Raw genomic sequence first — 11,717 nt, 5'->3', positions numbered from 1 at the left:
GGGGGGGGGGGGGGGGCCGGCCGCGGGGGGGGGGGGGGGGGGGGCCCATCTCTCCACTCGGGCAGTATTCATCGCGGAGGGACCGTCACGCCACCCCGCTCCGCATTACGCTCCGCTCCATGCGAAGCGACCCTCCCCCACCAGGGGGGTAAGAAAGAACGCGCCTCCCGTGCGGCCCGACTCTACGCGTGCCGCCGGTTCGCTAGCCCCAACCTTGCCTTCACCTCGGCTATCTTGGCACGGCTGACCGGGACCCGATGCGGCGACGGACCGTCGAGCTCGAGCACGGCGCCATCCCCCTCTTTGCGGACCAATGCGACATGGGGGATGGCAACGATATGGCTGCGGTGCACCCGGAGGAACAGCGAGGGATCGAGCTGCGCCTCGGCCTCCGAGATCGACCAGGGGCACATTCGCTCGCGGGTGCCGTCGTGAACACGGGTGTAGTGCGCATCGGCCCGGACGCTGCGGACATTGGCTGTCTCGATGAAGTGCGTGCCGTCGGCGCTCTCGACCGGCAATCGGGGAACCGGCGCGCGGGGCGGCTGGCCGAGACCGCCGAGGGGTGCCACCGGGCGCGGAGCTGCAGCCGGCGCAGCGATCAGTTCGATGGCGGCCACCGCGACCGGCGAAGCAACCGGTTCGGCGGCAACAGAGGTCGAAGTCTGACGCCGCTGGTCGGGAACCAGCGACAGCAGGAAGCCGGCTGCGATGACGAAGCACAGCACCGCAACGATGATCGACAAGATTTGTTGCGACGCGGCAAGACCGCCGCCGGCGTGGTGATGCGCCGCACCGGTCAGCGGCTCGAAATGCATACCCAGCATCGCCGTGTAATGCATGCCGGAGACGGCGACGCCAAAAACAATCGAGCTGACGATCAGCCGGACGCCCTCCTGCTGCGCCAGGAAGGCGCGCAGGCCGCCATAGGCCGTGACGATTGCGACCACGACCGAGAGCAGCACCATGGTCCGGTCGTGGACGATAATGAAATGACCGGCGAGGCCGTGGATGCCGACATAATGCATGCTGGCGATGCCGACGCCGAGCAAAACGGCCGACGAGGCCACTCGCTTCAGGGATGGCTCGCCGATCGAGACAAAGAACAAGGAGATGCCGACCACCAGCGCGCAGATCAGGAACGAGATGATGGTGGGAAGAACGAGATAGACCGTGTCCGGCGGCAGCGGCGCAGCCAGCATGCCGACGAAATGCATGGTCCAGATGCCGACGGCCAGAAACGCGGCCGCACCCGCGAGCAGAACGCGGTTGCTGACGCCGGGCGTGTTGCGGATGCGAGCAGCAAGCGCAAAGCCGGTATAGCCACCCAGACTCGCGACCGCCACAGAGAGCGCGACGAGATAGGGATCGTGTCCTTCGAACATGATCTTGTCGGCCGTCCGTCTCCACGGCACGGCCTCCTCCCGCCGCCGACTTTATAGGGACGGCGACGGGATTGACAATCAGCGGCGTGTGAGCGGACGGCTACACAATGCCCGCCGCGACCTGGCCGCGCAGGCGCTCCAGGCCGAGCAACGTCTCGGCGCAGGCTGCGGCGACCTCGACGCCCTTGATCGCAAAATGCCTGCGGAAGAAATCGTAATGCACCTCGGTCTCGTGGAATTGCTGCGGCGTCAGCACCGCTGAGAACACCGGCACCTCGGTGCGCAGCTGCACGTCCATCAGCGCCTTGATGACGGTGTCGGCGACGAACTCGTGTCGGTAGATGCCGCCATCGACAACGAGGCCCGCCGCGACGATCGCGGTGTAGCGCCGCGTCTTGGCGAGGATCTGCGCATGCAGCGGGATCTCGAACGAGCCCGGCACCTCGAACACGTCGACATGATTGAGGTGACGCGCGGCCGCCTCCTTCACGAAGGCGATGCGGGCCTCCTCGACCACGTCGTGATGCCAGCAGGCCTGCACGAAGGCCACCCGCTGCGGTTTCGCGAAGCGCGGATGCTCGGGTGCCGGATCCTGCGGAACCGGCGGTTGGGTGACTTCGGAAGTTTCGGTTTGGGGGTCTTGCAACATCTGATTCATGGCTTTCCTTCAAAGGACCAGAATCAGGGCACACGGAACGACAAGCAGCCGCACCTTGCGATGCGTCTGCCACCGACCGTTCTCTTTCATCCGGACTTTAACCGTCGGCTTCGGAGTTGCACCGAATCTGCTGACCCTTCCCTTCGGCAAAATTCCTTTTCAGGAAGATTCCTGGGGGAAGGCGCTCGCGGGCTTGGGCCTTGCGACCCTTACCGCCGGTGGGGACTTTCACCCCGCCCTGAGAACATCGGCCGCCCGGGATGAACGGCCTGACCGGAAATATGACGCCGCCCGGCGGCCGCAGCAAGCGCGTTCCGCATGAAAAACCGCATGGTCCCATGCCGCCATGACGGGTGTGCCCTCGCCCGGCGGAATTAACGATTGGCGCGCCATCGGCGAATCCGATTCCGATTTGTTCTCATTCGTTAAGAATTGTGGCGGAGATGAGCTGTGGACGAACGAGTCCTGGCTTGTGGACGGACTCGGCAGCCAGTTGCGCAGATTCCGCAAATCACATCACTTGATCCGCGACAGGCTCGCGCTGATCCGAGGGGATCGCGACAGCGACGTTGAGGGAGCGCGCCGGGCCGACCGCGTGCGTATCAAAGACAACAAAAAGGCAAGAGGTCGAGACGGAATGTCCCTGCTCGAAGGCACTATCGATTCCAGAAATCACCCGCTCGCGGTGGTCGAGGACATCGCTGCCAGCAACAACTGGCCGTTCGAACGCTCCGGCGAAGACGAGCTCACGATTGTCTCCAAGGGACAATGGACCGACTATCAGATCTCCTTCACCTGGATGGGTGAGATCGAGGCGCTGCATCTGGCTTGCGCCTTCGACATGAAGATTCCGGTTGCGCGGCGGGGCGAAGTGCAACGTCTCGTCGCTGCGGTCAACGAGCAATTGTGGGTCGGCCATTTCGACCTGTGGACCAACACCGGCATGATCATGCACCGCCAGGCCCTGGTGCTGCCGGGCGGGCTCACCGCCTCGACCGCGCAATGCGAGGCCATGCTCGCCGGGGCCATCCATGCCTGCGAGCGCTACTTTCCCGCGTTCCAGTTCGTGGTGTGGGCCGGTAAGACCACCGCGCAGGCGATGGACGCGGCGATGTTCGACACGGTCGGAGAGGCGTAAGGCCTCTCTCCAAGATGGTGAGGGGCGCGCGCCCCCTCCTCAGCATCGTGCCGGACAAGCGGGGCGCAGATCCGGACCCTTACCGCGCGAGTTCTCCGTATCGCGCGATGCTTGTTGCTCCGCCCTCCATCCACTAGAACCGCCTGTGGTTATGGGTCCCGGCCTTCGCCGGGACGACACCTTTGTTTGTGGTGACCACAGTGGCAGACAGCAGCACTCTCAAGAACATCACCGGCACCATCCTCCTCGCCGGCGCCGGCAAGATGGGCGGCGCGATGCTGACCGGATGGCTTGCGGGCGGGCTCGACCCGCGCCGCGTCGCGGTGATCGATCCGCACATTTCATCTGAGATCACCGCTCTTGCCGCCAACGGCGTTGCGCTCAATCCCGATGTCAAGGCCGCCGGCACAGTCGAGACACTGGTCGTCGCGGTGAAGCCGCAGATGTTCCGCGAGGCCGGCGCCAAGCTGAAGCAGTTCGTCTCGGAGAAAACATCGGTGGTCTCGATCATGGCGGGAACCACGATCGCATCGCTCGAAGAGGTCTGCGGCGGTGCCGTGGTGCGCGCGATGCCGAACACGCCGGCCGCGATCGGTCGCGGCATCACGGTCGCCGTCGCGGCGAAGAACGTCAGCACCACGCAGCGCGCGGTAGCCGATGCGCTGCTGCGTGCCACCGGCTCGGTCGAATGGGTCGAGGATGAAGGCCTGATGGATGCGGTCACCGCGGTGTCCGGCTCAGGCCCGGCCTATGTGTTCCTGCTCGCCGAAGAGCTCGCGCGCGCCGGCGTCGAGGCCGGACTGCCCGAAGCGCTGGCGACGAAGCTTGCACGCGAAACCGTCGCCGGCTCTGGTGAACTTCTGCATCAGTCGGAGCTTCCCTCCAGCACGCTGCGCCAGAACGTCACCTCGCCCGGCGGCACCACCGCCGCAGCACTCGGCGTGCTGATGGGCGAGCCGGGCCTGCGCGATCTGATGATCAGCGCGATCGCGGCCGCGACGAAGCGGTCGAAGGAGCTGGCGAAATAGCGAGGTGTCGTAGGGTGGGCAAAGCGGCTTGTCCGCCGAAGCTCGACGAGCGAAGGCGGAAGCGTGCCCACCAACTTCGTTCGCGATCCCGAAAGATGGTGGGCACGGCGCTTCGCGCCTTTGCCCACCCTACGACATTCGCGCTCGCCGCTACGCCCCCAGCCGCTTGTTGAACATCTCGACATTCACAAGCCCGCGCGCATGGCGGCCCTCGCCGAGCCTGCGCGTGCCCTCGAACGCCTCGACCTCGAAGCGGATGACGCGGCGCTCGACCGCGACCACCTTCGCGGTGGTCCGCACCGTCGCGCCGACGAGAGCGGCTGCGAGATGGCGGATGTCGACCTCGGTGCCGACAGTGACCCAGCCCGGCTGAAGCGCGGCGCGGATCGCATCGCCCGACGTCATCTCCATCTCCAGGATCATCATCGGCGTCGCATAGACCATGGGCATGCCGGGCACGAAATGCCCGACCGTGCGCTCAGCCGGCACCACCAGCGTGCGCTCGGCGCTCATGCCGACCTTGATGAAGTCGCGTGCGTCCATGGGGGCCTCAAACTCCGCTGTCGTCCCGGACAAGCGCAGCGAAGCGGAGCGCTGGTCCGGGACCCATAACCACAGGGAGTAGTTTGGCGAAGACTCCGAGTTACCAGCTCGCCAAATAACCACTGCCTGTGGTTATGGGTCCCCGCTTTCGTGCGCAATTGCGCACTCGGCGGGGACGACAGTAGAGACTGCCGATATAGCGCTGGCTATTTCTTCGCAGCCGCCGCGCGCTCCACAAAGGTCTTGCCGCCCTTCATCTTGTGACGGAGCGGGGCTTCGTTGATCTGGATGACGACGGCATCGGCATCGACGCCGAGATTCTTCACCAGGGCCTGGGTGATGTCGCGCATCATGCCGGCCTTCTGCTCGTCGGTGCGGCCTTCGGCCATGCTGACGGTAATCTCAGGCATCGTTCTCTCCCTTGCGGCCGAACACCGGCCATTGACGGTCGCCATCAAACAAGACGTGGATGCCTGGGACAAGCCCGGGCGTGACGGCCTTCCGGAATGGCTATCCCCACTTTACGTCATGGCGGCCCAGGACTTCGCGCACCTTGGCGACGAGGTCGGCTTCGCTGCACGAGAACTGCGCCGGACGGCTCTCGCGCCACTCCTGGTTGGAGGCGATGGCGGCAGCGGCCTTGGCGCCTTCGATCAGATCCTTGATCTGCAGCTCGCCGCGCGCCTTTTCATCCGAGCCCTGGATGATCACGCAAGGTGAGTTGCGGCGGTCGGCATATTTGAGCTGGTTGCCCATGTTCTTGGGATTGCCGAGATAGAGCTCGGCGCGGATGCCGGCAGCGCGCAAGGACGCCACCATTTTCTGATAGTCCGCGACGCGGTCGCGATCGAACACGGTGACGACGACGGGGCCGAATTCGGGCCGCGTGTCGAGCTTGCCGAGCAGCGTCAGCGCGGCCTGGAGCCTGGACACGCCGATCGAGAACCCGGTCGCCGGCACTGGCTCACCGCGGAAGCGCGAAACGAGTCCGTCGTAACGTCCGCCGCCGCCGACGGAGCCGAACCGCACGGGCCGGCCCTTCTCGTCCTTGGTCTCGAGCAGCAGTTCAACCTCATAGACGGGGCCGGTGTAATATTCGAGGCCGCGCACGACGGAGGGATCGATTTTGATGCGGTCCGCGCCATAACCCGACGCTGTCACCAGCTTGGCAATCTCTTCCAGCTCGCTCACGCCGGCCTGACCAATCTCGCTCTTGGCGAGGTAAGTTTCCGCCGCGGCGACGGCCTCTTTCCAATCGTCGCGCGGTTTGGTGATGGCGAGAACGACGTCGGCCTCAGCTTCGCTCAAATTGGCGCCTTTCGTGAAGTCGCCCTTGCCTTCTTCGCCGCCATCCCATCGTCCGGGACCGAGCAGCTTGCGCACTTCGTCGGCGGAAAACTTGTCGAGCTTGTCGATCGCGCGCAGCACAGTCAGTCTGCGCGCGGCATTCTCGTCACCGCCGAGCCCGATGGCTTCCAGAACGCCGTCGAGCACTTTGCGGTTGTTGACCTTCACGACATAGGAGCCGCGCGCAATACCGAGCGCCTCCATCGTGTCCGCGGCCATCATGCAGATCTCGGCATCCGCCGCCGGCGTCGCCGAGCCGACCGTGTCGGCATCGAACTGCATGAACTGGCGGAAGCGGCCGGGGCCGGGCTTCTCGTTGCGGAACACGTAGCCGACGCGGTAGCTGCGGTAGGGCAGGACCAGACCGTCGGTGCCGTATCGCTCGCCGACATAGCGGGCGAGTGGCGCGGTCAAATCGTAGCGCAAGCTGATCCACTGCTCGTCATCGTCCTGGAACGAGAACACGCCCTCGTTCGGACGGTCCTGGTCGGGCAGGAACTTGCCGAGCGCATCGGTGTATTCCATCGCCGGCGTTTCCACGGGCTCGAACCCGTAGAGCTCGTAGACGGCGCGGATCTTCTCGACCATCTCGCGCGTCGCCCGGATCGCGGTGGGGTCGCGATCCTCGAGCCCGCGCGGCAGGCGCGCCTTCAGTTTCTGGGGTTTTTTGGGTTTCTCGGCCATGCGCGGCGTTTACCAGCCGACGCGCGGTGCGGCAACCGAAGTTCGCTTTACCTCGCCCCGCTTGCGGGGAGAGGGGAAGAGAATCTACGGCTGCTCCATCCGCGCCCTCAGGGCATCGGCGTCCGCCTTTGGCAGCGACTTCAGCGTCGGCTTGATGGTTTCGCCGCCGACGATCTTGCCGTTGCGCATGAACATCCAGTCTGAAATGTCGGCTTCGCTGAACTTGACCGCGTCGCCGGCCCGCTTGCCCGGCAGATCGCGCGGCTCGTTGGCGAAGAGGCCCGAATAGGTACCGTTCGGCAGCTTCTTCACGTCGCCGATCCAGATATGCTCTCCGCCCCTGCGGGTCGAAAAGCGCACCTTCAAGGCGTGCCCGGTCTCCGACGGCTTTGGCGCGTCATAGGACGCCCAGAAGGTGGGAAGCGTGCCGCGAGCGCGCGCGATCGCGGTGTTCATCTCGGGATCGGTGGTGCGCACGTCGACGATCGGCGAGCGGTCTTGTGCGACGACCTCCGGCATGGGCCCGATGGTCAGGATGCCGAGAACGCTGACGCCGGTGATTGCGGCGAGAACGACCCATTTCATGGGCTGGGAGAGTTTTGTTGCCATGTTCGCGATGTCCAGGATGCTTCGATGTCTCCTGGCTTTGTCGCGTGTCGGCAGCAGCACGTTCAGTGCGCAATAAGCCACAAACGTTGCGCGTTTCCCCTCTCCCTTGTGCGAGAGGGGAAACGTAATCGCCGTCGATCAAAACACCTTGCGGATCCAGTTGTGCGGATCGTTGGTGCGGCCGTACTGGATGTCGATGAGCTGCTTGCGCAGGCCTGTGGCGACGGGGCCGGCGGCGCCGCCGCTGATCTCGAAATCGCCGCTCACCGAGCGCACCTTGCCGATCGGCGAGATCACGGCAGCGGTGCCGCAGGCGAACGCTTCCTTCAGCTTGCCGCTCGCCGCATCCTTGCGCCACTGGTCGAGCGAGTACGGCTCCTCGCGCACCGTCTTGCCGGCATCCTTCGCGAGCGCGATGATGGAGTCGCGGGTGATGCCGGGCAGGATCGTGCCGAGCGGCGGCGTCGAGAGCGAGCCGTCCTCGAACACGAAGAAGACGTTCATGCCGCCGAGCTCCTCGATGTAGCGGCGCTCGACCGCGTCGAGGAAGACGACCTGATCGCAACCGTGCTGGATCGCTTCGGCCTGCGCACGCAGGCTCGCGGCATAATTGCCGCCGCACTTGACGGCGCCGGTGCCGCCGATCGCGGCACGGGTGTAGTTCTCCGAGACCCAGATCGAGACCGGCGCAGGTCCGCCCTTGAAATAGGAGCCAACCGGCGAAGCGATCACCGCGAAGATGTATTCGGACGACGGCTTGACGCCGAGGAAGGTCTCGCTCGCGATCATGAAGGGGCGCAGATAAAGGCTGCCCTCGCCGCCCGGCATCCAGGCGCGATCGATGCGCACGACCTGCTCGACCGCCTCGATGAAGACGTCCTCGGGCAGCTGCGCCATCGCCATGCGGTCGGCGGAGTCCTTGAAGCGCCGCGCATTGGCGTCGGGGCGGAACAGGTTCACGCCGCCGTCGTCACGCTTGTAGGCCTTGAGGCCTTCGAAGATTTCCTGCGCGTAGTGCAGGACCGCGCCGGCCGGATCGAGCTGGAAGTTGGCGCGCGCCTCGATGCGTGCTTCGTACCAGCCGCCCTTGGCCTGGTTGTAGCGGACGATCGCCATGTGATCGGTGAAAACCCGACCGAAGCCGGGATCCACCAGCTTGGCGACGCGGTCCTTCTCGGATGTCGGATTGGATGCGGGCTGGATGTCGAATTTCATACTCATGTCCTTGCCTCCCGCTGCCGGTAGCGGCGCTGTTCTGGCGCCCGCCTGCCCTGTTTGGGCCCGGCTGGCTTGATTAGGTTGTGGCTGGACCGCCGCCAGCCTTGTTACGGCCGGTTTCCGTGGCCAGCATGTCGCCGAGGACATGCTTTTGCGGAAGGCGGAAGTCCAGTATGTTTTGCCGAAATGCCGCTCGACAATCGCACGGTAGATCTGCTTCGGCCGTCGCCGCCTGTCCGGCTCTCTCCGGCCGCTCCTAGAACTGCCACCCGACGCGAAGCGATCTAAAATTTCGTGCGGGCTGATCGTTTTGTAACATTGAACCCAAGATACGTCAATATGCCTGACATAAATTTCGCAACTCCCTCTCAAGACGCAGCCGAGCCGCGGCCGGCCGCAGGCGATGGAGGCAATTTGCGCTGGGATATCATCGAACTGCTGTTCTTCGCCTATCGTGATTTCGTCGGCGATCCCGACCAGGAGCTGGAGGCTTTCGGCTTCGGCCGGGCCCACCACCGGGTCATGCATTTCGTCTATCGTTATCCCGGCCTCAAGGTCGCCGACCTGCTCGATGTCCTGCGCATCACCAAGCAGTCGCTCGGCCGCGTGCTCAAGCAGCTCCTGGACGAGGGCTATATCGTGCAGAAGACCGGCGACAATGACCGCCGCCAGCGCCTGCTCTACGCGACGCCGAAGGGCGAGGCGCTGGTGCAGAAGCTCGCCGGGCTCCAGACCACGCGGATCACCAAGGCGCTCGCCGAGCTGGCGCCGCAGGATGCCGATACCGTCAAGCGTTTCCTGCGCGCGATGATCGACCGCGACGATCCGGACAAGGTGCTGGAGACGATCTTCGCCAACGTCAATCAGGACGGAAAGGAGTGAACGTGCCGTTCGCTGCCACGCTCGCCCGCCCGCCGGTAGAACCGGCCGACGATGCGCCGCATCTGCTGCTGGTCGACGACGACCGCCGCATCCGCGATCTGTTGTCGCGCTTCCTCGCCAGCGAAGGTTATCGCGTCACCACCGCCGCAAGCGCCGGCGATGCACGCTCGAAGCTCATGGGCCTGCATTTCGATCTCCTGATCCTCGACGTCATGATGCCCGGCGAGACCGGCTTCGATCTCGCCCGCTTCATCCGGACCTCATCCTCGGTGCCGATCGTGATGCTGACGGCGCGGCACGAGGCCGAAGCCCGCATCGAGGGCCTGCAGATCGGGGCCGACGATTACGTGGCAAAACCGTTCGAGCCGCGCGAGCTTGCGCTGCGCATCAACAACATCCTCAAGCGCGCCGCACCGCCGCCGCAAACCGCCGCGGTGGAGAAGATCGCGTTCGGCCCTTACGTCTACCATCTCGATCGCGGCGAGCTGCGCCAGGGCGAGGAAGTCATTCACCTCACCGACCGCGAGCGCGAGATGCTGCGGATTCTCTCGGAGACCCCGGGCGAGACCGTGCCGCGCAGCGCGCTCACCGGCAATGGCAGCGTCAACGAGCGCGCCGTCGACGTGCAGATCAACCGCCTCAGGCGCAAGATCGAGACCGACCCCGCCAATCCGCTGTTCCTCCAGGCGGTGCGCGGCATCGGCTACCGCCTGGTGGCCTCGCCATAAAGCAGTGAAGCGCGACCGATGAGCACGATCGATACCGGCCTGACGCTGTTGAAGAGCGCCGCCGGCCGCGTCTCTGCCGCCAATGGCTGGATGGGCAACGCGTTCAAGGGCTGGATGCCGACCGGCCTCTATGCGCGCGCGCTCCTCATCATGATCGTACCGATGGTGATCCTGCAATCGGTCGTCGCCTTCGTGTTCATGGAGCGGCACTGGAACACGGTGACGCGCCGCCTGTCGGCTGCCGTCGTGCAGGACATCGCCGCGCTGATCGACGTCTACAAGGGCTATCCGCAGGACAAGGACCGCAACGAGATCCGCCGCATCGCCCAGCAGCGCCTCGGCCTCGTGGTGGACTTCCTGCCTGCCGGTGACATGCCGCCGCCGGGGCCAAAGCCGTTCTTCTCGCTGCTCGACCAGACGCTGTCGGTGCAACTCGGCCGCCAGATCGGACGCTCGTTCTGGATCGACACCGTCGGCCGCTCCAACCTCGTCGAGATCCGCATCCAGCTCGACGATGCCGTGATGCGCGTGTTCGCGCAGCGTAGCGCCGCCTATGCCTCGAACTCGGAGATCTTCCTGTTCTGGATGGTCGGCACGTCCTCGATCCTCCTGATCGTCGCGGTGCTGTTCCTACGCAACCAGATCAAACCGATCCTGCGGCTGGCGGACGCCGCCGAAAGTTTCGGCAAGGGCCGCGAGGCGCCGAACTTCAGGCCGCGCGGCGCGCGCGAGGTACGGCGCGCGGCGGTCGCCTTCCTCGAGATGAAGTCACGCATCGAGCGCACGATGGAGCAGCGCACCGCGATGCTAGCCGGCGTCAGCCACGATCTGCGCACCATCCTGACCCGGTTCAAGCTCGAGCTGGCGCTGATTGGCGACAACCCAGAGCTCGAAGGCATGCGCAAGGACGTCGACGAGATGTCGATGATGCTGGAGGACTACCTTGCATTTGCCCGCGGCGATTCCGGCGAGCAATCGCAGCCGACCGACATGGCGCAGGCGCTCGAGGAACTGCGCAGCGACGCCGAGCGCCACGGCCACACCGCGACCGTCGCGTTCCACGGCCTGCCCGTGGTGACCGTGAAGCCGGCCTCGTTCAAGCGCTGCCTCGCCAACCTCGTCACCAACGCGGCGCGCTACGGCAAGAGCATCGCCATCAGCGGCCAGCGCGATCACCGTTATTTGACCGTCACGGTCGAGGACGACGGCCCCGGCATTCCCGCGCACTTGCGCGAAGAGGTGTTCAAGCCGTTCCTCCGTCTCGACAACGCCCGCAACCAGGACGAAGGCGGCACGGGCTTGGGGCTAGCCATCGCCCGCGACATCGCGCGCTCGCATGGCGGCGACATCACCCTCGGCGACAGCCCGATGGGGGGATTAAGGGCGAGCGTCAGGATACCGGTGTAGCTTTGCTCTTCCTTCTCCCCTTGTGGGCCTGTTGCGTTATCGGCTTTTGAGGCTGAAGACGTCAGGAGAGAAGGCCTTGGTCCTGGCAAT

Annotated in this window: 12 protein-coding genes and 1 riboswitch; of the genes, 5 read left to right on the top strand and 7 right to left on the bottom strand. The window is 65.2% G+C overall.

All coding sequences use genetic code 11. From position 1 onward, the window contains the following. Positions 1 to 182: 182 nt before the first annotated feature. Together AC0L3X_RS45325 and AC0L3X_RS45320 are read right to left on the bottom strand one after the other, a co-directional pair. Positions 183 to 1,385 carry an MHYT domain-containing protein gene (locus AC0L3X_RS45325; protein ID WP_063986698.1) on the bottom strand — a complete coding sequence of 401 codons (1,203 nt, stop codon included), beginning with the start codon at positions 1,383 to 1,385 and terminating at the stop codon, positions 183 to 185. A gap of 100 nt (positions 1,386 to 1,485) precedes the next feature. Further along, positions 1,486 to 2,043, bottom strand: a complete 558-nt coding sequence (locus AC0L3X_RS45320; protein ID WP_063985568.1) for a 6,7-dimethyl-8-ribityllumazine synthase — start codon at positions 2,041 to 2,043, stop codon at positions 1,486 to 1,488. A gap of 74 nt (positions 2,044 to 2,117) precedes the next feature. Then, a riboswitch (FMN riboswitch) is annotated at positions 2,118 to 2,293 on the bottom strand. Between the two features lie 387 nt (positions 2,294 to 2,680). Between AC0L3X_RS45320 and AC0L3X_RS45315 the strand changes: the two genes are divergently transcribed. Both AC0L3X_RS45315 and proC read left to right on the top strand, forming a co-directional pair. Next, positions 2,681 to 3,181 carry a type III secretion system chaperone family protein gene (locus AC0L3X_RS45315; RefSeq protein WP_028151553.1) on the top strand — a complete coding sequence of 167 codons (501 nt, stop codon included), beginning with the start codon at positions 2,681 to 2,683 and terminating at the stop codon, positions 3,179 to 3,181. 191 nt (positions 3,182 to 3,372) lie between these two features. Further along, on the top strand, positions 3,373 to 4,209 hold the full coding sequence (gene proC, locus AC0L3X_RS45310) for a pyrroline-5-carboxylate reductase (RefSeq protein WP_231143637.1): 837 nt from the start codon (positions 3,373 to 3,375) through the stop codon (positions 4,207 to 4,209). A 150-nt stretch (positions 4,210 to 4,359) separates the two neighbouring features. On the opposite strand, the gene AC0L3X_RS45305 is transcribed toward proC, so the two are convergent. From AC0L3X_RS45305 to AC0L3X_RS45285, 5 genes are all read right to left on the bottom strand, one after another. After that, positions 4,360 to 4,752: a thioesterase family protein gene (locus AC0L3X_RS45305; RefSeq protein ID WP_063985570.1), complete on the bottom strand. Its 393-nt coding sequence runs from the start codon at positions 4,750 to 4,752 to the stop codon at positions 4,360 to 4,362. A gap of 206 nt (positions 4,753 to 4,958) precedes the next feature. Next, on the bottom strand, positions 4,959 to 5,207 hold the full coding sequence (locus AC0L3X_RS45300) for a tautomerase family protein (protein WP_071909549.1): 249 nt from the start codon (positions 5,205 to 5,207) through the stop codon (positions 4,959 to 4,961). Between the two features lie 55 nt (positions 5,208 to 5,262). After that, a complete protein-coding gene (gene hisS / locus AC0L3X_RS45295; protein ID WP_063985571.1) occupies positions 5,263 to 6,783 on the bottom strand; it encodes a histidine--tRNA ligase in 1,521 nt (506 codons plus the stop codon). Positions 6,784 to 6,867: 84 nt separating this feature from the next. Beyond that, positions 6,868 to 7,392, bottom strand: coding sequence for a YegJ family protein (locus AC0L3X_RS45290; protein ID WP_063986699.1), 525 nt, complete (start codon positions 7,390 to 7,392; stop codon positions 6,868 to 6,870). Between the two features lie 138 nt (positions 7,393 to 7,530). Continuing rightward, on the bottom strand, positions 7,531 to 8,613 hold the full coding sequence (locus tag AC0L3X_RS45285) for a branched-chain amino acid aminotransferase (protein WP_063985572.1): 1,083 nt from the start codon (positions 8,611 to 8,613) through the stop codon (positions 7,531 to 7,533). A gap of 336 nt (positions 8,614 to 8,949) precedes the next feature. Between AC0L3X_RS45285 and AC0L3X_RS45280 the strand changes: the two genes are divergently transcribed. From AC0L3X_RS45280 to AC0L3X_RS45270, 3 genes are read left to right on the top strand one after another with little or no spacing between them, the layout of a single operon-like run. Beyond that, complete coding sequence (locus AC0L3X_RS45280) at positions 8,950 to 9,492, top strand: MarR family winged helix-turn-helix transcriptional regulator (RefSeq protein ID WP_063985573.1); 543 nt, start codon at positions 8,950 to 8,952, stop codon at positions 9,490 to 9,492. Beyond that, a complete protein-coding gene (locus AC0L3X_RS45275) occupies positions 9,489 to 10,220 on the top strand; it encodes a response regulator (protein ID WP_028169830.1) in 732 nt (243 codons plus the stop codon). The genes AC0L3X_RS45280 and AC0L3X_RS45275 overlap by 4 nt, the downstream gene beginning before the upstream one ends. 18 nt (positions 10,221 to 10,238) lie before the next feature. Continuing rightward, positions 10,239 to 11,627 carry an ATP-binding protein gene (locus AC0L3X_RS45270; RefSeq protein WP_063985574.1) on the top strand — a complete coding sequence of 463 codons (1,389 nt, stop codon included), beginning with the start codon at positions 10,239 to 10,241 and terminating at the stop codon, positions 11,625 to 11,627. Positions 11,628 to 11,717: the final 90 nt, after the last annotated feature.

The organism is Bradyrhizobium sp. MI1.7 (assembly GCF_055811795.1).
Note: the sequence above shows the minus strand (reverse complement) of the source record. Positions and strands in the feature narration are given on the sequence as shown.